This window comes from Rhodoferax sp. (assembly GCF_044236835.1).
In the GTDB taxonomy this organism is placed as follows: Bacteria; Pseudomonadota; Gammaproteobacteria; order Burkholderiales; family Burkholderiaceae_C; genus Allorhodoferax.
Genome location: NZ_JBIIGC010000016.1, coordinates 16,108 through 41,117, shown reverse-complemented (window position 1 = coordinate 41,117; position 25,010 = coordinate 16,108). Strand labels below are relative to the sequence as shown.

Annotated in this window: 23 protein-coding genes; 13 read left to right on the top strand and 10 right to left on the bottom strand. The window is 62.1% G+C overall.

The window, feature by feature from the left end:
• Nucleotides 1-18 precede the first annotated feature (18 nt).
• Complete coding sequence (locus ACILRC_RS11810) at nucleotides 19-1,704, top strand: ArnT family glycosyltransferase (RefSeq protein ID WP_395669572.1); 1,686 nt, start codon at nucleotides 19-21, stop codon at nucleotides 1,702-1,704.
• Nucleotides 1,705-1,760: 56 nt separating this feature from the next.
• On the opposite strand, the gene lspA is transcribed toward ACILRC_RS11810, so the two are convergent.
• Genes lspA through ACILRC_RS11795 form a run of 3 tightly spaced genes read right to left on the bottom strand, consistent with a single transcriptional unit; the run spans nucleotide 1,761 to nucleotide 6,128 of the window.
• Nucleotides 1,761-2,258 (bottom strand): signal peptidase II, encoded by a 498-nt coding sequence (lspA, locus tag ACILRC_RS11805; RefSeq protein WP_395669571.1) that lies wholly within the window; start codon nucleotides 2,256-2,258, stop codon nucleotides 1,761-1,763.
• Nucleotides 2,258-5,134, bottom strand: coding sequence for an isoleucine--tRNA ligase (ileS, locus tag ACILRC_RS11800; RefSeq protein WP_395669570.1), 2,877 nt, complete (start codon nucleotides 5,132-5,134; stop codon nucleotides 2,258-2,260). Before ileS ends, lspA begins: the two co-directional genes overlap by 1 nt.
• Nucleotides 5,118-6,128: a bifunctional riboflavin kinase/FAD synthetase gene (locus ACILRC_RS11795; RefSeq protein WP_395669569.1), complete on the bottom strand. Its 1,011-nt coding sequence runs from the start codon at nucleotides 6,126-6,128 to the stop codon at nucleotides 5,118-5,120. Before ACILRC_RS11795 ends, ileS begins: the two co-directional genes overlap by 17 nt.
• A gap of 175 nt (nucleotides 6,129-6,303) precedes the next feature.
• Between ACILRC_RS11795 and ACILRC_RS11790 the strand changes: the two genes are divergently transcribed.
• Both ACILRC_RS11790 and ACILRC_RS11785 read left to right on the top strand, forming a co-directional pair.
• A complete protein-coding gene (locus ACILRC_RS11790; RefSeq protein ID WP_395669568.1) occupies nucleotides 6,304-6,861 on the top strand; it encodes an HNH endonuclease in 558 nt (185 codons plus the stop codon).
• Between the two features lie 109 nt (nucleotides 6,862-6,970).
• Entirely contained in the window at nucleotides 6,971-7,927 is a 957-nt protein-coding gene (locus tag ACILRC_RS11785) for a DNA ligase (protein ID WP_395669567.1), read from the top strand.
• A 56-nt stretch (nucleotides 7,928-7,983) separates the two neighbouring features.
• On the opposite strand, the gene ACILRC_RS11780 is transcribed toward ACILRC_RS11785, so the two are convergent.
• Both ACILRC_RS11780 and ACILRC_RS11775 read right to left on the bottom strand, forming a co-directional pair.
• A complete protein-coding gene (locus ACILRC_RS11780; protein WP_395669566.1) occupies nucleotides 7,984-9,099 on the bottom strand; it encodes an acyl-CoA dehydrogenase family protein in 1,116 nt (371 codons plus the stop codon).
• A 19-nt stretch (nucleotides 9,100-9,118) separates the two neighbouring features.
• On the bottom strand, nucleotides 9,119-10,318 hold the full coding sequence (locus ACILRC_RS11775; protein ID WP_395669565.1) for an acyl-CoA dehydrogenase family protein: 1,200 nt from the start codon (nucleotides 10,316-10,318) through the stop codon (nucleotides 9,119-9,121).
• 356 nt (nucleotides 10,319-10,674) lie between these two features.
• On the opposite strand from ACILRC_RS11775, the gene purN reads away from it, so the two are divergent.
• Nucleotides 10,675-11,277, top strand: coding sequence for a phosphoribosylglycinamide formyltransferase (purN, locus tag ACILRC_RS11770; protein ID WP_395669564.1), 603 nt, complete (start codon nucleotides 10,675-10,677; stop codon nucleotides 11,275-11,277).
• Here purN and ACILRC_RS11765 read toward each other — a convergent pair.
• On the bottom strand, nucleotides 11,274-11,537 hold the full coding sequence (locus ACILRC_RS11765; protein WP_395669563.1) for a DUF1653 domain-containing protein: 264 nt from the start codon (nucleotides 11,535-11,537) through the stop codon (nucleotides 11,274-11,276). The genes purN and ACILRC_RS11765 overlap by 4 nt on opposite strands.
• Before the next feature lie 16 nt (nucleotides 11,538-11,553).
• Between ACILRC_RS11765 and ACILRC_RS11760 the strand changes: the two genes are divergently transcribed.
• Nucleotides 11,554-12,825 carry an RsmB/NOP family class I SAM-dependent RNA methyltransferase gene (locus tag ACILRC_RS11760; RefSeq protein ID WP_395669562.1) on the top strand — a complete coding sequence of 424 codons (1,272 nt, stop codon included), beginning with the start codon at nucleotides 11,554-11,556 and terminating at the stop codon, nucleotides 12,823-12,825.
• Nucleotides 12,826-12,970: 145 nt separating this feature from the next.
• Nucleotides 12,971-14,185 carry a fatty acid desaturase gene (locus ACILRC_RS11755; RefSeq protein ID WP_395669606.1) on the top strand — a complete coding sequence of 405 codons (1,215 nt, stop codon included), beginning with the start codon at nucleotides 12,971-12,973 and terminating at the stop codon, nucleotides 14,183-14,185.
• A gap of 177 nt (nucleotides 14,186-14,362) precedes the next feature.
• Here ACILRC_RS11755 and rpmG read toward each other — a convergent pair whose 3' ends face one another.
• From rpmG to trxB, 3 genes are all read right to left on the bottom strand, one after another.
• The gene (gene rpmG, locus ACILRC_RS11750; RefSeq protein WP_011465453.1) at nucleotides 14,363-14,533 is read right to left on the bottom strand and encodes a 50S ribosomal protein L33; all 171 of its coding nucleotides are present in this window, start codon (nucleotides 14,531-14,533) and stop codon (nucleotides 14,363-14,365) included.
• Between the two features lie 11 nt (nucleotides 14,534-14,544).
• On the bottom strand, nucleotides 14,545-14,778 hold the full coding sequence (rpmB, locus tag ACILRC_RS11745; protein ID WP_087496789.1) for a 50S ribosomal protein L28: 234 nt from the start codon (nucleotides 14,776-14,778) through the stop codon (nucleotides 14,545-14,547).
• 189 nt (nucleotides 14,779-14,967) lie between these two features.
• The gene (gene trxB, locus ACILRC_RS11740) at nucleotides 14,968-15,918 is read right to left on the bottom strand and encodes a thioredoxin-disulfide reductase (protein ID WP_395669561.1); all 951 of its coding nucleotides are present in this window, start codon (nucleotides 15,916-15,918) and stop codon (nucleotides 14,968-14,970) included.
• A gap of 113 nt (nucleotides 15,919-16,031) precedes the next feature.
• Between trxB and ACILRC_RS11735 the strand changes: the two genes are divergently transcribed.
• The 3 genes from ACILRC_RS11735 (at nucleotide 16,032) to lolA (ending at nucleotide 19,802) form a co-directional block, all read left to right on the top strand.
• A complete protein-coding gene (locus ACILRC_RS11735) occupies nucleotides 16,032-16,706 on the top strand; it encodes a Crp/Fnr family transcriptional regulator (RefSeq protein ID WP_395669560.1) in 675 nt (224 codons plus the stop codon).
• A 100-nt stretch (nucleotides 16,707-16,806) separates the two neighbouring features.
• Nucleotides 16,807-19,164 (top strand): DNA translocase FtsK, encoded by a 2,358-nt coding sequence (locus ACILRC_RS11730; protein WP_395669559.1) that lies wholly within the window; start codon nucleotides 16,807-16,809, stop codon nucleotides 19,162-19,164.
• Nucleotides 19,164-19,802 carry an outer membrane lipoprotein chaperone LolA gene (gene lolA / locus ACILRC_RS11725; RefSeq protein ID WP_395669558.1) on the top strand — a complete coding sequence of 213 codons (639 nt, stop codon included), beginning with the start codon at nucleotides 19,164-19,166 and terminating at the stop codon, nucleotides 19,800-19,802. The genes ACILRC_RS11730 and lolA overlap by 1 nt, the downstream gene beginning before the upstream one ends.
• A gap of 38 nt (nucleotides 19,803-19,840) precedes the next feature.
• Here the strand turns inward: lolA and ACILRC_RS11720 are convergent, their stop codons facing one another.
• On the bottom strand, nucleotides 19,841-21,136 hold the full coding sequence (locus ACILRC_RS11720; RefSeq protein WP_395669557.1) for a replication-associated recombination protein A: 1,296 nt from the start codon (nucleotides 21,134-21,136) through the stop codon (nucleotides 19,841-19,843).
• A gap of 322 nt (nucleotides 21,137-21,458) precedes the next feature.
• Between ACILRC_RS11720 and ACILRC_RS11715 the strand changes: the two genes are divergently transcribed.
• From ACILRC_RS11715 to ACILRC_RS11700, 4 genes are read left to right on the top strand one after another with little or no spacing between them, the layout of a single operon-like run.
• Nucleotides 21,459-22,388, top strand: coding sequence for a branched-chain amino acid ABC transporter permease (locus tag ACILRC_RS11715; protein WP_395669556.1), 930 nt, complete (start codon nucleotides 21,459-21,461; stop codon nucleotides 22,386-22,388).
• Between the two features lie 10 nt (nucleotides 22,389-22,398).
• Nucleotides 22,399-23,484, top strand: coding sequence for an ABC transporter permease subunit (locus ACILRC_RS11710; RefSeq protein WP_395669555.1), 1,086 nt, complete (start codon nucleotides 22,399-22,401; stop codon nucleotides 23,482-23,484).
• Nucleotides 23,485-23,510: 26 nt separating this feature from the next.
• On the top strand, nucleotides 23,511-24,281 hold the full coding sequence (locus ACILRC_RS11705; protein WP_395669554.1) for an ABC transporter ATP-binding protein: 771 nt from the start codon (nucleotides 23,511-23,513) through the stop codon (nucleotides 24,279-24,281).
• Nucleotides 24,282-24,290: 9 nt separating this feature from the next.
• Nucleotides 24,291-25,010 (top strand): ABC transporter ATP-binding protein, encoded by a 720-nt coding sequence (locus ACILRC_RS11700; protein WP_395669553.1) that lies wholly within the window; start codon nucleotides 24,291-24,293, stop codon nucleotides 25,008-25,010.

Below are 25,010 nucleotides of genomic sequence, written 5' to 3'. Positions count from 1 at the left end.
CCAAGGCGTGCGCGAGGGATGCTGATCGATCCGCGGTTTCGCCGCCACCTGCACTGGGCCATTGCGCTGACCTTGCTGGTCAACGCGGCCTCGCTGTTCACGCCGATCATCAACGAAGGCGACTCGGTGCTGTACGCGGCCTTGTCGCAACACATTGCGCTGACCGGCAACTGGACCGATCTGGTGCTGGACCAGACCGACTGGCTCGATAAACCCCATTTCCCCTTCTGGGTCACCGCACTGTTTTTCAAGCTCGGCGGCGTGAGCACCTTCAACTACATCCTGCCGGGGTTTTTGTTCCATCTGCTGGCCTGCTACTACACCTACCGCCTGGCCCGCATGCTGTACGGCCGCGACGTGGCCTTGCTGGCCCTCCTGGTGGTGGTGTCCGTTTACCACCTGATGTACACGTCGAGCGCCATCAAGGCCGAGGCATTCTTGACGGGCAGCATCACCGCAGCCTGCTACTACTGGCTACGTTTTGACGCACACGCCAAGGCCAAGTACCTGCTGCTGGCGGCGTTGTTCAGCGGCATCTCGGTCATGACCAAGGGCGTGTTCACCCTCATCACCATTGCCAGCGGACTGGCCTGCGTGTGGGTGCTGCGCGGGCAATGGCGCAATTTCTGGAACCCCAAATGGCTGCTGGCGCTGGCGATCTCACTCGTGTGCACCGCCCCCGAAGTGGTGGCGCTGTACTTGCAGTTCGATGCCCACCCAGACAAGGTGGTGTTTGGTAGCACCGGGGTGTCTGGCATACGGTTCTTTTTGTGGGACAGCCAGTTTGGCCGCTTTTTCAACTCGGGCCCCATCAAGAACCAAGAGGGCACGCCGCTGTACTTTGTGCATGTGTTTCTCTGGGCGTTTTTGCCGTGGGTCGCGGCGTTCGTGGCGGCGGTGGTGGCTGGCCTGCGCAGCTTCGCTGGGCAAAGCCCTACGGAGCGCAGCCACTTCGTGTTTTTGTGCGGCTCGTTTTTTGTGACCTTCGTGTTGTTCAGCGCCACTGCATTCCAGCTCGATTACTACACCGTCATCCTGTTTCCGTTTGCCGCCATTTTGTGTGCGCGCTATCTGGCGCAGTGGCTGCAACAAGGCGAAGGCGCAGGCTTCTTCGTCGCCCAAGCGGGGGTGACGATTGCGATCTTGGCGCTGGTTCTGGGGTTGGCTGCCTACGTGGCCAACCCCCAGTTGCTGGGCATGCTGGCCCTGCTCGGTGCGGCGGTGCTGGTCTACGCGCTGCTGCAGCGCCAGCCGCTGCGGCGCATCGTGGTGCTGGTCTATCCGGTGGCTGCCGTCAACCTGCTGTACCTGTTCTTGGAAGCCATGACGCTGAGTGCCTACCTGCGCTACAGCGTTCCCTACAACGTGGACCGTTTGCTCGCTGACGACCGCAGCACGCCGATTTATGTGGTGGGGCTGGATCCGACGATCGCCTGGGAAATTGGCATTTACCGCAGCGCGCCCAGCGTGCGGCTACCCGATGTTGAGCGCTTGCCCCGCCAAGGCGCGCCCTACCTGCTGCTGTTGCGCGAGTCCGAGCGTGCTGCGCTGCCCGACAACTTGGGGCCTGCCAACGTGGTGGCGCAGGGCGACTGGGTGAACCACAAAACCGGCATCTTGCCCCGGCAGTTGCGACTGGCCAAAGGAGAAGAGCCGCTGGAGCGGTTCACCTTGCTGCGGGTGGCTCCGCAGGCCGCGCCTTGAACTACACCGCGTTCCAGCGTGAAACGACTTAGGGGCCGCGCGTCCCCAATGCTGCGCTAGCCGCGTTTGCGCACCCGCAAGAACTCGTCGAGGATCAGGCAGACCGCGCCGATGGTGATGGCGCTGTCGGCGATGTTGAAGGCAGGGAAGTGCATGCCGCGCCAGTGGAAGTCCAAAAAGTCCACCACATAGCCGTGCAGCAGCCGGTCGATCACATTGCCCACTGCCCCGCCCAAAATGCAGGCCAGAGCAAAACAAAACAGCTTTTGTCCCGGGTGGGTGCGCAGCATCCAGACAATAAAGCAGGAAGCCGCCAACCCCAGCACCGTGAAGAACCAGCGCTGCCAGCCCGATGCGCCGGCTAGAAAAGAAAACGCGGCGCCGGTGTTGTGCACCCGCACCACGTTGAAAAAGCTGGTGACCACCGTGCTGTCGCCGAGTTGGTAGAAGCCCAGGATCAGCACCTTGGTGAACTGGTCGGCCAGCAGCAGGATGAGCGCCAAGCCCAACCACGGCAGCATGCTCGGCCCCGCCGGTTTGCCAGCGCGCGCCATCAGGCAAACTGCCGGACTTCGCCGGTTCCAAACAGGTTGCTGGTGCAGCGCGTGCAAATGGTCGGATGGGCTGCGTCGTGGCCGACATCGGCGCTGTAGTGCCAGCAGCGCTCGCATTTGCTTGCGGTGCTGGCATGGACTTCAACGGTCAAACCCGCGCCAACAACCTTGACCAATGAAACCCGTGAGGTGATGAAAACGAACTTCAAGTCATCGCCCAGGGACGCCAAGGTGTTGTACGTGCTGTCGTCGCAGTGGATGGTCAGCTCCGCTTGCAGCGATGCACCGAGCAAGCCTTCCGAGCGTTTGTCCTCGATCTTCTTGTTGGCAAGCGCCCGAATTTGTTGAATGGCGCCCCACTTGTCCATTAGCGCACCGTCGTTTGCACCGAGGTCGCTAAAAGTTTCCAGGAAGATCGACTCGGACTTGCCAAATGTTGCCCACGCTTCTTCCGCGGTGAAGCTCAAGAACGGGGCCATCCAACGCAGCATGGCGTGGGTGATTTGGTGCAACGCGGTTTGGGCGCTGCGGCGCGCCAGGGACTTGGGGGCGGTGGTGTACAGGCGGTCTTTGAGCACATCCAAATAAAACGCGCCTAAATCTTCGGAGCAGTAGAGCTGCAACTTGGAGACCACGGGGTGGAACTCGTACACCGCGAAGTGCTGCAGGATCTCCGATTGCAACTGGGCTGCGCGCGCCAGGGCGTAGCGGTCGATTTCCAGCAGGTCGTCAACTGCCACGGCGTCTTGGGCCGGGTCGAAGTCGCTCACATTGGCCAGCAAAAACTTCAGCGTGTTGCGCACCCGCCGGTAAGTGTCCACCACCCGCGCCAGAATTTTCTGGTCGATGTTCAAGTCGCCCGAGTAGTCGGTGCTGGCCACCCACAGCCGCACGATTTCCGCGCCCATCTGGCTGATCACCGACTGCGGATCGACGGTGTTGCCCAGGCTTTTGCTCATCTTGCGGCCCTGGCCGTCGGTGGCAAAGCCGTGGGTCAGCAGGCCGCGGTAGGGCGCGCGGTCGTACAAGGCGCAGCCCAGCAGAAGCGAGCTGTGGAACCAGCCACGGTGCTGGTCGTGGCCTTCCAAGTACAGGTCGGCCTCGGGGCCTTGGGTGTGGAACGGTGGGCGCGCATACGCGTCTTTGTGGCTGCCGCGCAGCACGTGCTCGAAGGTGGACCCCGAGTCAAACCACACCTCCAAGATGTCGGTGCTCTTGGTGTAGTGCGCTGCATCGGTTGCGCCCAGCATGTCTTCGGTGCGCACGCGGCTCCAGGCTTCGATACCACCTTGCGCCACCAGATCGGCGGCCCGGTCCAGGATGGCCAGTGTGTCGGGGTGCAGCTCGCCGGAATCCTTGTGCAAGAAGAAGGGCACTGGGACGCCCCAGCTGCGCTGGCGGCTGATGCACCAGTCGGGCCGGTTGGCAATCATGTCGCGCAACCGGGAGCGCCCATTCTCGGGGTAGAACTGGGTTTGCTCGATGGCGTCCAGCGCCAGTTGGCGCAGCGTTTTGGGTGCTTTGTCGGTGGTGAATACGCCTTCGCCTGCGTCCATGCGGATGAACCATTGGGCGGCGGCGCGGTAGATCACTGGCGTCTTGTGGCGCCAGCAATGCGGGTAGCTGTGGGTGATAGCCTTGGTGGCCATCAGGCGACCGTGCTCGCGCAGCGTGGCGATGACCTTCTCGCAAGCCTTCCAGATATGCTGGCCGCCGAAAAAGGGCAACTCGTCGCCATACACACCATTGCCATGTACGGGGTTGAGGATGTCGTCGTACTTGAGGCCGTGCGCCACACAGGAGTTGAAGTCGTCCACACCGTAAGCGGGCGAGGAGTGCACGATGCCGGTGCCGTCAGCTGCGGTCACGTACTCGGCCAGGTACAGCGGCGACTTGCGGTGGTAGCTGTACTTGCCTCCCGCCCCGGCAGATACGGCGTCATACAAAGGATGGCGGAACACCAGACCCTTGAGGGACGTACCCTTTGCAGTAGCCAGGACGCTGCCTTCTAAAGCATAGCGCTCCAGACACGCGCCCACCAGGTCTTCGGCCAGCAACAGCACGCCGTTTGCAGTGTCCACCAGTGCGTAGCTGAGCTCGGGGTTGGCGTTGAGCGCCTGGTTGGCAGGAATGGTCCACGCGGTGGTGGTCCAGATCACGGCAAATGCCTTTTTGCCTGCAGGCAAAGCGGGGAGGCCAAAGGCAGCGGCCAGTGCGGCGGCATCGTCGGACTCAAAGGCGACATCCAGCGTGTCGCTCTTTTTGTCGGCGTACTCGATTTCGAACTCGGCCAGGGAGGAGCCGCAGTCAAAGCACCAGTACACGGGCTTCAAACCGCGGTACACAAAACCGCGCTCGATCACGCGCTTGAAGGCGCGGATTTGGCCCGCTTCGTTGGCCGGGTCCATGGTGCGGTAGGGCCGCTCCCAGTCGCCCAGCACGCCCAAGCGCTTGAAGTCTTCGCGCTGCTGGTCGATTTGCTCGGTGGCAAAGGCACGGCTCTTGGCCTGCATGTCGTCGCGGCTGAGTTGGCGTCCGTGCAGCTTTTCAATGGCGTTCTCAATTGGAAGCCCGTGGCAGTCCCAACCGGGGATGTACTGCGCATCGAAGCCTGCAAGTTGCTTGGACTTGACGATCATGTCCTTGAGCACCTTGTTGAGCGCGTGGCCAATGTGCAGCTTGCCGTTGGCGTAGGGCGGTCCGTCGTGCAGCACAAAAAGGGGCGCGCCCTGGCGCGCATCGCGCAGCCTTTTGTACAGACCTTGCTCGTTCCAAGCCTGCACCCAAGCGGGCTCGCGCTTGGGCAGGTCGCCGCGCATCGGGAACGCGGTGTCCGGCAGGTTCAGGGTGCTGCGGTAATCAACTTTTTCGGTCATGGATTTCTCGTGAAACGCGGGGTGTGCGACTGCCGAGCCAAGCCCGTGCATCCTCGCAGTCTTGCTGGATGCCGCGGGTGAGGGCGTCCAGTCCGTCGTACTTGCGCTCATCGTGCAGCTTGTGCAGCAGCTCGACCCGAATGAGTTTACCGTAGGCCCCCTCGGGGCCCAGGGCCTGCGGCCACTCCAGGCAGTGGGTTTCGAGCAGCACGCGCCCGCCGTTGATGTCATGCGCATCGAGCGAGGGTCGCACCCCCAGATTGGCCACGCCGGGCAGTGCCCGGTCTGACAGGCCGTGAACCTGCACCACGAAAATGCCGCTGGCAGCAGGCTTCCAGTGGGCAAAGCGCAGGTTGAGTGTCTTAAAGCCCAGGCTGCGTCCGAGCTTGCGGCCATGGACCACATGACCCGAGATCGCATACGGCCGCCCCAGCAGACGCGCAGCATCGTGCATGCGACCTTGGTGCAGCGCCTCACGCACCGCCGAGCTCGACACCCGCAGTCCATGCACCTCGTAGCTGTTCATGCGGGCCACATCAAAGCCGTGGTCTTCGCCGCTGCGGTCCAGCATGGCGTAGTCCCCGGCGCGGTTGGCGCCAAAACGAAAGTCGTCGCCCACCAGCACATAGCGCGCGCCCAAACCGGCGAGCAGCACCTGGTGCACAAAGGCGTCGGGCGAGAGACCAGCCAGCGCCGCCCCAAAGGGCAGCACCACCGTCTGGTCCACGCCGCAGGCCGCGAGGTCAGCGAGCTTGTCGCGCAAGGTGCCCACGCGTGCAGGGGCCAAATCGGGTTGTTGGCGTAAGCCGGCAAAGTAGTCTCGGGGGTGCGGCTCGAAGGTCAGCACGCAGCTGGGAATCCCGCGCTGCTGGGCCTCGCTGCGCAACAGCGCCAACATGGCCTGGTGGCCCCGGTGTACGCCATCAAAGTTGCCAATCGTCACTGCGCTGGCGCTTGCCACACCGGGGTGTTTGAAACCGCGAAAAACCTTCATGGGGCTGTTGTCTGTTGGGGGGCGACATCCGCGCGGGCACCCGGCGCGTGCGAGATGTGCGTCATATAAACAGGTTATATTGTGACGCAGCATATTGGGGCGCCAGCCCCCAGCCGTGCGAGAGACATTTGCAGTCCGTGTTGGTGGTTGTTGGAACCGTTGATGGAGGCGTTGTGTGAAGGTCTTGAAGTTGTCAGCCCAGGGCTTGCCCCAATCGTGGATCAGCTTGGAACAAGCGGTGATTCACTACGCAGCCGGTGAAGTGCGATGGGAATCGGGTGGCGAGGTCGCGATATTTCGGGGTGGCCACAATGCGCACACGGGGCAGCAGTCCATCATCCGCGTCAACAGCATCATCGGCACGCGCGGCGTGCCCAACATTAACCCCTTTCAGTTGCGCCCCGGCCTGACCAACAGCAAGTTGTTTGCCCGCGACCGCAATGTGTGCGCCTACTGCGGCGGCCACTTTCACGAGTCGGACCTCACGCGCGAACACATCATCCCGTTTGCGCAGCACGGCGTCGACAGCTGGATGAACGTGGTGACCGCCTGCAAACCCTGCAACCACCGCAAAAGCCACCGCACCCCTGAGCAGGCCAACATGCCCTTGCTGTACGCCCCCTATGTGCCCAGCCTGTGGGAAGACTTCATCTTGCGCAACCGCCGCATCCTGGCCGACCAGATGGAGTTTTTGATGGCGCATGTGCCGCGCTCCTCGCGCCTTCTCATCTAGCGCCGACCGCACCGCGTCCTGGTGCGAACATTGTGCACACCGGATGCCCCGGTGGCACGCCGATATTTCGGGCTTCTCCGTACGCAGCGCGGCCCGCGCGCAGATCGCAATGCACCCACCTTCACACCGCGTCGGCGCGCGCCTCGCGCTCGTGGCCAGTAGCACGCTGGCCGCATCCCTAGGGCTTGCCTGGGGCCAGCCCCCAAGTGTTTTGGTAACGGCACCGGTTGCGTCCCATGATGTGTCGCCACCGACCGGCTTGACCGCCATCCCTGCCAGTTCCGTCCTGGCGCATGCCGTCGCGCCGATGTTGGCGTTCGACTGGCAGGCAGACATGGACCCGTCGTACTACCTCGTTAGCGAGAAGCTCGACGGCGTGCGGGCGCTGTGGGATGGCAAGGTGCTGCGCTTTCGCAGCGGCCGCCCCATCGCTGCGCCGCAGTGGTTCACTGCGGCCTTACCGCCCACGCCGCTGGATGGCGAGCTGTGGATTGCGCGCGGTCAGTTCGACCGGGTGTCTGCCACCGCGCGGCGTGGACAGCCCCTAGACACCGAGTGGCAGGCGCTGCGCTACTGGGTTTTTGATTTACCGACCGACCCCCGGCCGTTTGCCGTCCGCGCGGCTGCATTGACCGAGTTGGTGCAGCGCACTGGTGTGGCGTGGCTGCACGTGGTCGCGCAGCGGCGTGTGGCCGATGCCGCGCATTTGCAACGCGAACTGGTGGCTGTGGTGGCACAGGGCGGCGAGGGGCTGATGCTGCACCAACAGGATGCCTTGCGGCGGCCGGGTCGCAGCGAAAGTTTGCGCAAGTTCAAGGCCGCGAAGGACGAAGAGGCACAGGTGGTGGCCCACCTGCCGGGCAAAGGCAAGTTCGCCGGACGCTTGGGAGCATTGGTGCTGCAGCGCTCCAACGGTCAACGGTTCGCGTTGGGCACAGGCTTTAGCGATGCGCAGCGCGAGAACCCACCCGCGATAGGCAGCATCGTGACGTACCGGTTTCGCGACCGCACGCCTAACGGCGTGCCCCGCTTTGCCAGTTTCGTACGGGTTCAGTTGCCAGAGTGATCTGACCTGGTCGTCGTCAATGGCAGCGTGCGAGTTACTTGCCGGCATGCAATCCGTTAAAGGAACACGCCAGCGCGGCTTTGCATGCGCGCAGCCACCTCGCCCAGGTGGTGGGTAGTGTCGCCAAAGGTCATTTCCAATTGGGTCAGCCGTTTGAAGTAGTGGCTGACGGGGTAGTCGTCGGTCACACCCACTCCGCCGTGGAGCTGCACCGCCTGCTGGCCCACAAAGCGCATGCTCTGCCCCAACTGCACTTTGGCCCGTGCCAGCGCCAGCCGCCGCTCGGCTGGCTCGGCTTGCAGTTTGAGGTTGGCGTAGTAGGCCATGGAGCGAGCCAACTCCAATTGCATCTTCATGTCGGCCACGCGGTGACGTAAAGCCTGGAAGCTGGCAATAGGCACGCCAAATTGTTTGCGGGTGTTGAGGTACTCGGCGGTGGTTTGCAAGGCTTTGTCCATCACGCCCACGGCTTCTGCGCAGGCGCAGGCGATGCCGGCGTCCACCCCAAGCTCCAAGGCGGCAAGTCCATCGGCGCTGAGCAGTTGGGCGGGTGCAGCCTCCAAGCGCAGCTCTGCTGCGCGTCCACCGCCCTGGGTGGAGTAGCCGCTGGTGTGCACGCCGTCGCTGCGCCGTTCGACAACGAACATGCCGATCTCCCCGTCGCATTCGGCAGGCACCAGGTACACATCGGCGACGTCGCCCAATGGCACCACACCTTTTTGGCCATTCAACACGTAGCCCTGCGCCTGCTGCGTTGCGGTGGTGTCGCAACGGTCCAGGTGGTAGCGCGCTGCACGTTCTTGGTGGGCCAGGACCGCGATGGTCTCGCCGCTGGCGATGGTGGGCAGCCAGCGCTCCTGGAGTGCGGGCGTGCCGTACCGGACCAGTACCGTGCTGCACAGCAAGGACTGCGCCACGGGTTCCAGCACCAGGCCGCGCCCTAGTTCTTCTAGGGCTACCATGGCCTCTATCGGCCCCCAACCCATGCCACCGTGTTCGGCTGGCACGTTCAGCCCCATGAGCCCAAGTTCGGCCAGCGCAAGCCAGGCCGCAGGCTCAAAGCCCGAGCCTGCGGCAGTGGCCCGTCGGCGCGAGAACGGGTAGGCCTTGTCCACCCATTTGCGCACGGCGTCGCGCAGCTGTTCTTGGTCATCAGAAAAATCGAAGTCCATGGATGCTCTCCTGCTGGGCTCAGCCCAAAACGAACTGCGCCACGATGTTGCGTTGTACTTCGTTGCTGCCGCCGTAGATCGTGGTTTTGCGGAGGTTGAAGTAGGAGCCTGCCAAGGTTGCGCAGTGCAAGGCGCCGCCGGGGAACGCTGGCGATGGCACTTGGTCGGCTTGCCAGCCCGCTTGCATGGCTTCGCCCACCAAGGGCAGGGAAAAAGGTCCAGCGGCAAGCATCAGCAGCTCGCTGCAGCGTTGCTGAATTTCGCTGCCGCGGATTTTCAGCAACCCTGCGATGTCCAGCGCGTAGCGGCCGGACTTTTCGGCCGACAGCACCCGCAGCACCAGCATTTCCAGCGCGATGATGTCGACCTCCAGCCGTGCGATCTCGTCGCGAAAGCGCACATCGTGGTACACGCCTTCGCGCTGTGCGATGCGCTTGAGTCGCTCCAGTTCGCGCTTGGAGCGGTTGACGTCGGCGATGTTGGTGCGCTCGTGGCTGAGCAGGTGTTTGGCGTAGGTCCATCCTTGGTTTTCTTCGCCAATGCGCTGATCGATGGGGACCCTCACATCGTCAAAAAAGACGGCATTGACCTCGTGGCCGCCGTCCAGCATGGTGATAGGGCGCACCGACACACCGGGGGACTTCATGTCGATGAGCAAGAAGCTGATGCCGGTCTGCGGCTTGCCCTCGGTGCTGGTGCGCACCAGACAAAAAATCCAGTCGCCATGCTGGCCCAAGGTGGTCCACGTTTTTTGGCCGTTGACCACGTAATGGTCGCCCTCCTGCCGAGCGCGGGTTTTGAGCGAGGCCAGGTCCGAGCCCGAGTCCGGCTCGCTGTAGCCCTGGCTCCACCACACCTCGCCGCTGGCAATGCCGGGTAAAAACCGCTGCTGTTGCGCGGGGCTGCCAAAGGCCATGATTACGGGTGCCACCATGACAGGCCCAAACGGCACCACGCGCGGCGCGCCGGCCTGGGCGCACTCTTCTTCAAACAGGTACTTTTGCACCGCGGTCCAGCCTGGGCCGCCAAAGGCTGCTGGCCAACCGGCAGCCAGCCAACCTTGCTTGCCCAGGATCTTGGCCCAGCGCTGCAAGTCATCGCGGCCCAGGTGCAGGCCGTTGTGCACCTTGTGGGCCAGGTCGGTAGGCAGGTGGCTTTGTACCCACGCACGAACTTCGTGGCGAAACGCTTGCTCTTCGGGGGTAAATGCCAAATCCATAGAAAACATCCTTGTTGGTTGCGCTTGCCAGTGCAAGCTGCCGCGCTGTGCGTCAACCTGAAGCAAGCCCACTTGGTAACGGACCGTTGGGCCAGTGCGCTGCCGTGCCGGTCAGGCCGATTCGCTTGCCGACGCCAGATGTGTTTGTAGCAGGGCCAGGATGCAGCGGCTGTCTTGGGCGTGACAAGGCCGGTTTGGCCAGGCGCATGGTGTGCATCGGCGCCGCAAGGTCTGCCGTCAGAGTGGCGGGGTGCTGGTGTGCCGTGCTGTGGCCAGGTCCGTGGACCTGAGGTGGTGTGGCTCTGAGGTGGCGGTGTGGGCTTGAAGCCCAGTCGCGGGGCCATAATCCGGCGCGCATGCAAAACATCGTCATCCTGATCTCCGGCGCAGGCTCCAACATGGTAGCGATCTTGCGCGCCGCACAGCGCGGGCAGTGGGAGCAACGTTATGGCGCCAAGGTGGCTGCGGTGATCAGCAATCGCGCCGATGCCAAAGGGTTGGAGCTTGCAGCGCAGCATGGTGTTCCCACCCAGGTGGTAGACCACCGCGCCCACGCCAGCCGCGACGCATTCGACCATGCGTTGACCCAGTGCATCGCAGGCTACGAGGCGCCGGGGCACCCGACCTGGGTGGTGATGGCGGGCTTCATGCGTGTGCTCACCCCTGCCTTCACGGAACGCTTTGCCGGCAGGCTGGTCAATATCCACCCCTCGCTGCTGCCTGCCTTTCCCGGCTTGCACACACACCAGCGGGCTCTTGAAGCAGGCTGTAAGTTTGCGGGTGCCACGGTGCACTTGGTAACGGCTGACCTGGACCAGGGGCCGATCTTGGCCCAGGCCGTCTCACCGGTGCTTGCCACGGATACCGCCGATACGCTGGCTGCGCGGGTGCTGGCGCTGGAACACCAGATCTACCCGCGCGCCCTGGCCGCACTGTTGGCGCAGCACGCGCCGCGCTAGGCCGCGCTGCTTGCTGCGCCTTCGTCAGGCAGTTTGACGAAGCGGGTGAAGACCTGCCCATCGACCAGCACCGTTTCGCCAAACATGGCGGCGGGGCGCACCCACAGGCCGCAGTCGCCATACAGCGCGCGGTACAGCACCATGGGCTCGAGCGTCTCACTGTGCCGGGCGGTGTCAAGCACCTGGTACAAGCCACCTTTGTAGTGGCGGTACCTGCCGGGCGGCACGGGTGTAAAAGGGGGAAGCGCTTCTTGCTGCATGGGACAATCCTAGGCTATGCATCCTAAAGCCCTTCTGGACGCCTGCGCCGAACTGGTCAGGCTCACGCTCACCTTGGACCACCCAGCCGACGCCACTGTGTCGCGCTTTTTCCGGGACCACCGCAGTTTGGGGCCACGTGAACGTGCCACCTTGGCCGAGACGGTGTACACCGTGTTGCGCAAAAAGCTGCTGTTTGACCACTTGGCTCCCTCTGGCAGTGGCCCCCGGGAGCGGCGCATGGCCATTCTGGGTTTTTATGGTCCTGGTGATTTTTTGCGGTCTGCATTGAATGACCAAGAGAAGCGCTGGCTCGACCAGTGCCAGAGCGTCCAGGCCGCCGATTTGATGGAGCGCCATCGGCACAACCTGCCCGAGTGGCTGGTGGCACCGCTCAAAGAGCAGCTGGGCCAGGAGTTCTGGCCACTCACAGAAAGTCTCAATGCGGGCGCGGGGCTGGACGTGCGAGCCAACGACTTCAAGGCCAAGCGCGCCGACGTACAAAGTGAGTTGGCCAAACTGGGCATCCGCGCCGAGCCCACACCCTACTCGCCCTGGGGTCTGCGCATCGATGGTAAGCCCGCGCTGGCAAAGGTCGCGGGTTTTTTGCGCGGTGACTTCGAGGTCCAGGACGAGGGGTCTCAACTTCTGGCCATGTTGCTCGATGCCAAACGCAGTGAGATGGTGGTCGATTTTTGTGCGGGAGCCGGCGGCAAAACCTTGGCGATTGGCGCGGCCATGCGCAGCACCGGTCGCCTGTACGCGTTCGATACCTCCGCCCACCGCCTGGACCAGCTCAAACCCCGGGTGGCGCGCAGCGGCCTGTCCAATGTGCACCCGGTGGCCATCGCACACGAGCGCGACGAGCGCATCAAGCGCCTGGCCGGCAAGATTGACCGCGTTCTAGTCGACGCGCCGTGCAGCGGGCTGGGCACCTTGCGGCGCAACCCTGACCTGAAATGGCGCCAGTCGCAGCAGGCGATTGCGGAGATGGCGGCCAAGCAGACCGCGATCCTGCAAAGCGCAGCGCGTTTGCTGCGTTCGGGCGGGCGGCTGGTGTACGCAACCTGCAGCGTCTTGGCCCAGGAAAACGAGGACATTGCCGCCGCGTTCTCCGAAACTCACGCCGATTTTGAGCCGCTTGCGGTGGGCGCGGTGTTGTCAGCGCTGCGTGTGCCGCAGTCCCAAAGCTTGTGCGCCGGTGGACAAGACGGCTCGCTGTACCTGCGCCTGTGGCCCCACAGGCATGCTACAGACGGATTTTTCGCGGCAGTTTGGAAAAAGAAGTAGGCGTTTTGATGTAAGTTGATATCAATTGCTATAGATATGGTTTTCATGGTCAAACCCCACGTGCGCCCTTAGAATCGGGCGGTTTGGCTGGCGCGCAAGCGCCACGCCGTGGAGCCGAGAGGCATTTTTGAAAGAACAACTGATGATGGTGTTACCTGACTGGGCTGCGTTGGACGCCGCCGTGCAATGGCTGGCGCATGGCGCATGGGATCTCACTTGGTGGCAACTGGTGTTGTTCACCTTGGGTATGACCCACATCACCATGATCAGCGTGACGGTGTTTTTGCACCGGCACCAAGCGCACCGTGCACTCGACTTGCACCCCATTGCTTCGCATTTTTTCAGACTCTGGCTGTGGTTGACCACGGGCCAGGTGACCAAAGAGTGGGCGTCGATCCACCGTAAGCACCACGCAAAGTGCGAGCAGGTCGACGACCCCCACAGTCCCCATGTGTATGGCATCCGCACCGTGCTGTTGCAAGGTGCCGAGTTGTACCGTGCGGAGTCGAAAAATCAGGAAACGATGGCCCGCTACGGCCACGGCACGCCCGACGACTGGCTCGAGCGCCACCTGTACTCCCGCTACTCTTGGCAGGGTGTGGGCTTGATGATGATCTTGGACCTGTTCTTGTTCGGTGCCGCTGGCTTGGCGGTGTGGGCGGTGCAGATGGCTTGGACCCCCATCATGGCAGCCGGCATCATTAACGGCGCCGCCCACTTTTGGGGCTATCGCAACTTTGAGTCACCGGACGCGAGCACCAACATTTCGCCATGGGGCATCATCATTGCGGGTGAAGAGTTGCACAACAACCACCACACCTACCCCACCTCGGCCAAACTGTCGGTCAAGCCCTACGAGTTCGACATCGGTTGGATGTATATCTCGCTGATGCAAATGGTCGGTTTGGCCAAAGTCAAGAAGACGCCACCCAAAGCCGCATTCGGGGACATTCGCCCGGTCGCCGATGAGCGAACTCTTGAAGCGCTGATTGCCAACCGCTATGAAATCATGGCCGCCTATGCAGGCGGCATCCGCAAGGCAGCGCGCCAAGAGCTGGAGTCCATGAAGGCGCGCGGTGCCGATGCGGCGGTCATTCGTGCGGCCAAGCGTTGGATGCACCGCGACCATGAAAAAGTGCCCGCCTCGGCCCTCTCCGAATTGCAACAGGCGCGCGCAGCCTTTCCGTCGCTAGACAAAATGGTGACCATGCGCGAAGAGTTGCGCCAGCTCTGGCTTAACACGCATTTGTCGCGTGAGCAACTCACACGCGATCTGCAAGGTTGGTGCAGCCGCGCCGAAGCCAGTGGCATCGCGATGCTGCATGACTTCTCCCTTAAGCTGCGCGCCGCCCGGGTGTAGTCGGTCAGTCGTGGGCGCGCTTGCGCCGATTGGACAGCAACGTCATTGCGATCAAGAGCCGCCGTTTATCTTGAGGTTTGGCCGCCCTTAACCCTGCTGCCTACATAGAAGTCGCCCACAAAAAAGCCCGCATAGCGCGGGCTTTTTTGTGGGCGATTGCGCCAGAGCGCATTACCTTTACTTGAGTTTCATTTCCTTGTAGTCCACATGCTTGCGGGCTTTGGGATCAAACTTTTTGATCAGCATCTTTTCTGGCATGGTTTTCTTGTTCTTGCTGGTGGTGTAGAAGTGACCGGTTCCAGCTGTCGATTCGAGTTTGATTTTTTCGCGTCCGCCTTTGGTTGCCATGGTGCTGCTCCTTACGCTTGGCCACGTGCGCGCAAATCGGCGAGCACAGAATCGATGCCGTTTTTGTCGATCAAACGCAGACCTGCGTTGGAAATGCGCAAGCGCACCCAGCGGTTTTCGCTCTCGACCCAGAACCGGCGGTACTGCAGGTTGGGAAGAAATCGGCGTTTGGTTTTGTTGTTGGCGTGGGAAACATTGTTCCCAACCATTGGGCCCTTGCCCGTGACTTCACATACGCGTGCCATGTGGACACTCCATTGAAACGGCCGCTGCGCTTGCATGGCCGGGCGTTGATGTGAACCAAGCCCCAAGCCATGACGCCAGTACGGCCTCACCTCGCCAAGAAAAAGGGTGGCGGTAACCCTGTGCCGCATCCGGCAAAGCCCGCCATTGTAGCCAGATTCCGGCCCGCCCCCGCTGCGCCTACCCAGAGCTCAGGCTTGCTCCAGAAACCGCTGCGCATCCAGTGCGGCCATGCAGCCTGTGCCTGCACTGGTGATAGCCTGCCGGTACACATGGTCTGCCACATCGCCTGCCGCGAAAACACCGGGGATGCTGGTCATGGTGGCAAATCCCTTGAGGCCGCTTTGGGTGACTAAGTAGCCACCGGCCATATCCAGTTGTCCAGCAAAGAGATCGGTGTTGGGCGCGTGGCCGATGGCGATAAAGCAGCCCTTGAGTGCGAGGTCTTCGGTGCTGCCGTCTTCTGTGCTTCTGAGGCGGATACCGGTCACGCCGGTGCTGTCGCCCAGCACTTCATCAAGCGTCTTGAAGGTTTTGAGCTCCACCTTGCCGGCGGCAACTTTGTCCATTAGCTTGTCGATCAGGATGGCCTCTGCTTTGAATTTGTCCCGGCGATGTACCAGGTAAACCTTGCGGGCGATATTCGAGAGGTACAGCGCCTCTTCGACCGCGGTGTTGCCGCCGCCGACGACGCAGCACACCTGATCGCGGTAGAAGAATCCATCGCAGGTGGCGCAGCCTGAGACGCCGCGGCCCATGAAGGCGCTCTCCGAGGGCAAGCCCAGGTACTTGGCTGAAGCCCCGGTGGCAATGATGAGCGCATCGGCGCTGTACTGCTGGCTGTCGCCAGTGAGATTGAAAGGACGCTTGCTCAGGTCGACCGCTTGGATGTGGTCAAACACCACCTCGGTTTTGAAGCGCTCTGCGTGCTCCAAAAAGCGCTGCATGAGTTCGGGGCCTTGTACTCCTTGGGCATCGGCGGGCCAGTTGTCTACATCGGTGGTGGTCATGAGTTGACCACCTTGGGCGATGCCAGTCACCAGTACCGGGTGCAAATTGGCGCGCGCGGCATACACCGCGGCGGTGTAGCCAGCGGGGCCCGAGCCGAGGATGAGGACTTTGGCGTGCTTGGTTTGGGGCATGAAAATCTTTCGGGGGCGAACACGGGTGGTTTGCCGTGTACAGTTGCGTGCAACGACTTGCACCGACACGGATTGTAAGAAACTGCATTGATGCCAACACCCGGGAGACTGATATGGCCATGTTGAGCAGCCAAGATCTCATCGTTAGGGTTCCGCTGTTTTCACGCTTGAGCCCTGGACAAGCGCAGGCCTTGGCCAGCAGCGCCGTCAAGCGTCGCTACAAGCGTGGCGAAGCGATCGTGGAGCAAGACAAGCACACCAACGCGCTGTTCATTATTTTGGCTGGGCGCGCCCGCGTGGTGATGAAAGATGAGCTGGGCCGCGAGGTGATTTTGGCGGTACTGCGCGAGGGCGACTGCATCGGCGAGATGAGCGTCATCGACAGCCAGACGCATTCTGCCACGGTCACTGCCGAGGTGGTCACGGACACATTGGTTTTGGAGCGCGATGGCTTCATGCGTTGTCTGCAAGAAAGCGCGGACACCGCTATGGCTGTGATGCGCGGCCTGGTACAGCGGCTGCGCAGTGCCGACCGCAAGATCAGCTCTTTGGCACTGAATGGGGTCTACGTCCGGGTGGCCAATACGCTGATTGAGTCTGGTGAGGACCGCGGCGATGGCGTGTTGATTATCAAGGACAAGGTGTCGCGCCAAGATGTGGCCAAGATGGTGGGCGCATCGCGCGAGATGGTCAGTCGGGTGATGAAAGAGTTTGAAGAGCAGGGCTTTATTGAGACGCTGGAAAACGGAGGCGTGCTGATTCGAGAGCGCCGCGCCAGACCGCGTTGAGCTCGCGCTCCATCAGCCGTTATCCCAGGCGCGGCAAAACTTACTGGGCCGCGTGCGATCAGACCGCGTTCACCCCGTGCTACCTTCGTACCGCAACCCGATGACTTACTCCCTCAACACCCTGCACGCTCGCACCGCGAACACCCGCAGTGCCCCTGAACCCAGCGCCTTTTCCCGTTTACTCGCCGAAGGTGGTTTGGTCATAGGCCTGCTGGTCTTGTCTTTCTGGCTGCTGGCGCTGCTGACCTATGCGCAAGGGGACGCTGCGTGGTCTACCTCGGGTGCGGGAGAGGCGGTGCAAAACCGAGCTGGGCGCATGGGCGCTTGGGTAGCCGACATGAGTTACTACCTGATGGGGTTTTCGGTTTGGTGGTGCTACCTGGCCGCCTTGCGCACTTGGCTTGCGTTGCTGGCGCTGCGACTGCGCGGTGGGTCGGTCGATGTAGCCGAGGCCGCGCCGGCACAGGCCGAAAATGCGCGGCATGCCGGTGCCGCGCGGTTGGCTTTTTGGCTCGGCTTGGTGTTGCTTCTGTATGGCAGCACGACGTTGGAGTGGACGCGCCTGTACCGATTTGAATCCGCCTTGCCGGGGCATAGCGGTGGGGTGATGGGATACCTCCTAGGGCCTTGGAGCGTGCAGTGGCTGGGTTTTGCGGGCTCTGGGCTGGTGGCGATTTTTGCTTTGGTGTGGGGCTCTGGGCTGGTGTTTCGCTTTTCGTGGTTGCGCCTAGCTGAGCGTGTAGGTGCGTGGCTTTACTCTCTGGTGGACTCGATGCGCGAGCGGCGCGCGCGCGAAGAAGACATGCAAATGGGACAGCAAGCCGTGCGCGAGCGCGAGGAGGTGGTGCTGGAGGAGCGTCACCACAGCGAATCGCCCGAGCCTGTGCCAGTCATCATCGAGCCGGTGCTGGTGCAGGACGTGCCCCAAAGTGCACGGGTCGCCAAGGAGCGCCAAAAGCCGCTGTTTAGTGACATGCCCGACAGCAAGCTGCCGCAAGTTGCTCTGCTCGATGGTGCCTTGCTGCGCCAAGAGACCGTCGCGCCCGAGACCTTGGAGATGACCAGCCGCATGATCGAGAAGCGGCTTAAAGACTTCGGTGTCGAGGTGCGCGTGGTGCTGGCCCAACCCGGTCCGGTGATCACCCGCTATGAGATTGAGCCGGCTTTGGGGGTGAAGGGCTCGCAGATCGTGGGGTTGGCCAAAGACCTGGCGCGCTCGCTTAGCCTGGTGTCCATCCGAGTGGTGGAAACCATTCCAGGCAAGAACTATATGGCTTTGGAGCTGCCCAACGCCAAGCGCCAAAGCATCCGCTTGTCCGAAATTTTGGGCTCGCAAATCTACAACGAAGGCAAGTCCTTGCTGACCATGGGCTTGGGCAAAGACATCGTGGGCAACCCTGTGGTGGCCGACCTTGCCAAGATGCCCCACGTGCTGGTGGCGGGTACGACCGGCTCGGGCAAGTCGGTCGGCATCAACGCCATGATCCTGAGCTTGCTCTACAAGGCGGAGGCGCGCGATGTGCGCCTGCTGATGATCGACCCCAAGATGCTGGAGATGTCGGTGTACGAGGGCATTCCGCACCTGCTGTGCCCGGTGGTCACCGATATGAAGCAGGCGGCCAATGGTCTCAATTGGTGCGTGATGGAAATGGAGCGGCGCTACAAGCTGCTCAGCAAAATGGGCGTGCGCAACCTGGCCGGCTACAACACCAAGATCGACGATGCCAAAGCGCGCGGCGAGTTCATCTACAACCCGTTTAGCCTGACCCCCGAGGCCCCCGAGCCATTGGAGCGGCTGCCGCACATCGTGGTGGTGATCGACGAGCTGGCGGACCTGATGATGGTGGTGGGGAAGAAGATCGAGGAACTCATCGCTAGGTTGGCCCAGAAGGCGCGCGCCGCTGGCATCCATTTGATTTTGGCAACCCAGCGGCCCAGTGTGGATGTGATCACCGGCCTGATCAAGGCCAACATTCCGACCCGTATTGCGTTCCAGGTGTCGAGCAAGATCGACAGCCGCACCATCCTGGACCAAATGGGCGCTGAGGCTTTGCTGGGCATGGGCGACATGCTCTACATGCCCAGCGGCACTGGCCTGCCGGTGCGGGTGCACGGCGCATTTGTCAGCGACGACGAGGTGCACCGCGTGGTGCAGTACCTCAAGGACCAAGGCGAGCCGGACTACATCGAAGGCATTTTGGAAGGCGGCACCGTCGAGGGTGAGGAGGGCGCTGGCGGTACCGATGCTGGCGGAGAAAAAGACCCGATGTACGACCAGGCCGTTGAGATCGTGCTGAAGAACCGCAAGGCCAGCATCTCGCTGGTGCAGCGCCACCTCAAAATTGGCTACAACCGCGCCGCCCGCCTGGTCGAGGACATGGAAAAGGCCGGCTTGGTCAGCGCCATGAGCGCCAGCGGCCAGCGCGAAATTTTGGTACCCAACCGCAATAACGACTGATGACTCAACTCAAAACCTGGATGCTGTTGGGCTTGCTGGTCGCAGCTTTCTCGGCGCAGGCCACCGGTCAAGACAGCCTGGACCTCTTTGTGCGCACCGCAAAAACCGGTCGGGCCGACTTCGTGCAGGTGGTCACCGCGCCCGCCAAAGATGGACAGACGGCCCGCAGCAGAACCTCGAGCGGCGTGTTTGAGTTCTCCAGACCCAATCGTTTCAAGTTCGTCTACATGCGCCCCTTCGAGCAAACCATCGTCGCCGACGGCGAGACCTTGTGGCTGCACGACGTGGACCTCAACCAGGTCACCGCTCGCCGCCAGGCCGGTGCGCTGGCCAGCACGCCGGCCGCACTCATCGCCTCGGCCGCCGATCTCAAAGCTCTAGAAGCCGAGTTTGTGCTCAGCGCTGCGCCCGCCAAGGACGGCATCGAGTGGCTGGTCGCCACCCCCCGCGCCAAGGACAGCGCGCTGCAATCCGTGCGGGTTGGTTTTCGCGGCAAAACCCTCGCGGCGCTGGAGATTCTGGACAGCTTTGGTCAGCGCTCGGTGTTGACCTTCACCGCCATGCAAACCAATGTGGCCATGGACCCTGCAGCCTTCACGTTCAAGCCCCCTAGTGGGGCGGATGTGATTCGGCAGTAGCGAGCGCGCTGGTATCGGGTTCGTGGGCCAGCCCCGGCTCACTTAGCAGCGGCATCCAGCGAGCGTAACCACGCCAGCTTCTCACGCATCTTCGCTTCCAGACCGCGCTCGGATGGTTGGTACCACTGCTGGGGTTGCACATCGTCGGGGAAGTAGCTTTGGCCTGCGGCGTAGGCATCGGGTTCGTCGTGGGCGTAGCGGTAGTTTTTGCCGTAGCCCATTTGCTCCATTAACTTGGCCGGGGCGTTGCGCAGGTGGATGGGCACCGGCCGCGAGCCGCTGGCTTTGACGAAGGCCTTAGCCTGGTTCCAGGCCATGTACGAGGCATTGGACTTAGCGGCCACCGCCAGGTAGGTGACGGCTTGCGCTAACGCCAATTCGCCCTCGGGGGCGCCGAGCCGGTCGTAGGCTTCTGCGGCGTTCAAGGCCAGTTGCAGTGCGCGGGGGTCGGCATTGCCGATATCTTCGCTGGCCATCGCGATCATGCGCCGCGCCACCTGTCGACCGTCGCCGCCTCCGTCCAAGATGCGTGCGAGCCAATAGAGCGCGGCGTCGGGTTGCGAACCCCGCAGTGATTTGTGGAAGGCCGACAGCTGCCAGTACAGCTCGTCGCCGCCTTTGTCGAACCGGCGCAGCGAGGGGCTGGTGGAGGACCTGGCAAATTCGCCCGTCACGCTGCCAAGCCCAGCGCCGCTGGCCGCTGTTGCGACTTGTTCCACCAGGTTGAGAAAGCGCCTCCCATCGCCGTCGGCAAACCCCGTGAGCAGTTCCAGCGCATCGGCGTCCAACTGCACACCAAGGAGGTGCGGCAGTGCGCGCGCGTAGAGCTGGCGCATGTCCTCGGCTGTCAGCGGCTGCAGTGTGTACACCTGTGCACGCGAAAGCAGTGCGTTGTTGACTTCCATGCCGGGGTGCTCGGTGGTGCCTCCCACCAGCGTGAACAAGCCTGACTCCACATGCGGGAGCAGCGCATCTTGCTGGGCCTTGTTGAAGCGGTGGATCTCGTCGACAAAGAGCACCGTGGGTCGGCCTGTGGTGTCCAGCGTGGATCTCGCGTCTTCAATCGCCTGGCGGATGTCTTTCACGCCTGCCAGCACCGCTGAAATCGCGATGAAGTTGCTCTCGGTGGCGCGGGCGGCCAGCCGGCCCAGCGTGGTCTTGCCGACACCCGGTGGGCCCCACAAAATGAACGAGTGCAGCTTCTTGGCCTCGAAGGCCATACGCAGTGGTTTGCCTGGCCCCAACAGGTGCAGTTGGCCAGCGACCTCGGCCAGCGTTTGCGGGCGCAGCAGCTCCGCAAGCGGCGGCTTCGGGGCGGTGGTAAAGAGGTCCATAGGATGGTGCGTGTGGGCCAATAGTATGGGCTGTTTTTGGGCCACTTTGGTGTGCCGTTTTCAGGGGTGGTTTGAAGAGGCCCCACGTGGTGACGCAGCCCAGAGCTGGCGCGCGGCCGCGCAAGGGTAAACCCCGCCGCACCGCAGCCGAAAGCGCAGCTACCCGTGGCTACAATGCGCCCCACCCAAGCGCTGTGTCAACCGACGTGGCGGGTTTCTTGCTTAGAAACAGGCCAAGCCCACGAGGCTCCAAACGCGTGTTGATTCCCTGCCATGGCGCAGGAAGTTGCAGGCACAGGCCAAAGAATCGGAGATACGTTGTATGGATATTTTGTTGCAGCAGATCATTAACGGTCTGGTGTTGGGCAGCATGTACGCGCTGATAGCCTTGGGCTACACCATGGTGTACGGGATCATTAACCTGATCAATTTCGCCCATGGTGAAGTCATGATGGTCGGGGCGCTTACGAGCTGGACGATCATCGGGATGATGCAAGAGGCTATGCCAGGCGCCCCCGGTTTTGTTGTTCTTTTCTTGGCCCTGGTGATCGCTTGCGTGGTCGCTGCCGCGCTCAACTTCACTATCGAGAAGGTGGCCTACCGCCCCCTTCGCAACAGCCCCAAGCTGGCGCCGCTGATCACTGCCATCGGCATGTCGATCTTGCTGCAAACGCTGGCCATGATTATCTGGAAGCCCAACTACAAGTCCTATCCGACCTTGCTGCCTAGCGACCCCATCGCCATTGGCGGGGCTGTCATCACGCCCACCCAGGTCATGATCTTGGGCGTTACCGCGGTGTCGCTGGCAGTTCTGATGTGGCTGGTCAACTACACCAAGCTGGGCCGAGCCATGCGTGCAACGGCAGAGAACCCGCGTGTAGCCGGCCTGATGGGTGTTAAGCCCGATGTGGTGATTTCCGCCACTTTCATCATCGGTGCGGTGTTGGCCGCCATTGCAGGTGTGATGTACGCCTCTAACTACGGCACCGCCCAGCACGCCATGGGTTTTTTGCCGGGCCTTAAGGCATTTACCGCGGCGGTGTTTGGCGGCATTGGCAATCTCGGTGGTGCGGTGGTCGGCGGGATTTTGCTGGGTCTGATTGAGTCGATTGGTGCTGGCTACATTGGCACCTTGACTGGCGGCGTTTTGGGCAGCCATTACTCCGAACTTTTTGCTTTCATCGTTCTAATCGTCGTGTTGACCCTGCGGCCCTCGGGCCTGCTCGGTGAGCGTGTGGCGGACCGCGCCTGAGGAGCCGACCATGACACAGCAAAACAAACTTGTTGGGTACTTTTTTGCCGGCGTGGCCCTGCTGGTGCTGCCCCTGATCCTGCAAAACTTTGGCAACGCCTGGGTGCGAATCGCCGACATGGCGCTGCTGTATGTGCTGTTGGCTATCGGCCTGAATATCGTGGTGGGTTACGCCGGCCTGCTTGACCTGGGCTATGTCGCCTTCTTTGCGATTGGTGCCTACATGTACGGGCTGATGTCCTCCCCGCACCTCACGGAGACCTTCCCCGCCTTGGCTGTGATGTTTCCTAACGGTATCCACACGCCATTGTGGTTGGTCATTCCGATGGCAGCAGGTCTTGCCGGTCTGTTTGGCGCGTTGTTGGGTGCCCCCACTTTGCGCCTGCGCGGTGATTACCTGGCCATCGTGACCCTGGGCTTTGGCGAAATCATCCGCGTGTTCATGAACAACTTGGATGCGCCTGTCAACATCACCAACGGGCCCAAAGGCATAGGCCAGATCGATTCGTTGCATTTTTTCGGCGTGGACTTGGGAAAAAAATGGGTGCTGGGCAACTATGAGATTGCCTCGGTCACACTGTATTACTACTTGTTTTTGGTCTTGGTGGTGCTTAGCGTCGTCATCAGCCACCGTTTGCAAATCTCACGTGTGGGCCGTGCCTGGATGGCAATTCGTGAAGACGAGATCGCTGCCAAGGCCATGGGTATCAACACCCGCAACATGAAGCTGTTGGCGTTCGGTATGGGTGCCACGTTTGGTGGTGTGTCGGGCACGCTGTTTGCCTCGTTCCAAGGCTTTATTTCACCGGAGTCTTTCACTTTGATGGAGTCGGTGATGATCGTTGCCATGGTGGTGCTCGGCGGTGTGGGGCACCTGCCTGGCGTTATCTTGGGCGCGGTCCTGTTGGCTGCGCTGCCGGAGGTGCTGCGCTATGTAGCTGGCCCATTGCAAAACCTCACCGGTGGGCGTCTGGATGCGTCCATCTTGCGCCAGTTGCTGATTGCGCTTGCCATGATCACCATCATGTTGATGCGCCCACGTGGCCTGTGGCCTGCGCCTGAGCATGGCAAGTCCATCGCGCCGCCGCAGTCCTGATTGCAGCCGATCGAATCGGAACCACTATGACAGACACCGTATTGAACGTATCAGGCGTGTCCAAGCGCTTTGGCGGCTTGCAGGCACTGAGCGACGTTGGCATTCGGATCCAGCGTGGCCAGGTGTACGGCCTCATTGGCCCCAACGGCGCGGGCAAGACCACCTTTTTCAATGTGCTCACCGGCCTGTACACACCCGACAGCGGCAGCTTCGAACTTGCGGGCAAGCCTTACGAGCCCAAGGCGGTGCATCTGGTGGCCAAAGCCGGCATTGCGCGCACTTTCCAGAACATCCGGCTGTTTGCCGAGATGACTGCCCTGGAGAACGTGATGGTGGGCCGCCACATTCGCACCCACTCGGGCCTGCTCGGTGCGGTGCTGCGTACCCCCGGCTTCAAGGCTGAAGAGGCTGCCATTGCCCGGCGCGCCCAAGAGCTGCTGGACTACGTTGGCATCGGCAAGTTTGCCGACTACAAGGCGCGCACCCTGAGCTACGGCGATCAGCGCCGCCTGGAGATCGCGCGCGCCCTGGCCACTGACCCGCAACTCATTGCACTGGACGAGCCCGCCGCCGGCATGAATGCCACCGAAAAGGTGATGTTGCGCGAGCTGATCGACCAAATCCGCAAAGACAACCGCACCATTTTGTTGATCGAACACGATGTCAAGCTGGTGATGGGCCTGTGCGACCGCGTGACGGTGCTGGACTATGGCAAGCAAATCGCCGAAGGCACACCCGCCGAAGTGCAGCGCAACGACAAAGTGATCGAGGCCTATCTGGGCACGAGCGGGGCTTAAGGACACGCGATGACAACAAAAACACTGCTCAAAGTCACCGGACTCAAAGTCGCCTACGGCGGCATCCAGGCGGTCAAGGGTGTGGACTTCGAGGTCCACGAGGGCGAACTGGTCTGCTTGATCGGCTCCAACGGCGCGGGGAAAACCACCACCATGAAGGCCATCACCGGCACGCTGCCCATCAGCGCCGGTGAGATCGTGTACATGGGCAAGAGCATCAAGGGCCAAGGCCCTTGGGATTTGGTTAAGCAGGGCCTGGCCATGGTGCCCGAAGGTCGTGGCGTGTTCACCCGCATGACGATCATCGAGAACCTGCAGATGGGTGCCTATATCCGCACCGACAAGGCAGACATTCTGGCCGATATGGACAAGGTGTTCACCATCTTCCCGCGCCTCAAAGAGCGCCGCGACCAGCTCGCCGGAACCATGTCGGGTGGCGAGCAGCAGATGTTGGCCATGGGCCGCGCGCTGATGAGCCGGCCCAAGGTGCTGCTGCTTGACGAGCCGTCCATGGGGCTGTCGCCCATCATGGTGGACAAAATCTTTGAGGTCATTCGCGATGTGTACGCGCAAGGCGTCACCGTGCTGTTGGTGGAGCAAAACGCCAGCCGCGCGCTGGGCATTGCCAACCGTGGGTATGTGATGGAGTCGGGCGTGGTGACCATGGGCGGTGATGCCAAGGAGATGCTCAACGACCCCAAGGTGCGCGCCGCCTATCTTGGGCACTAG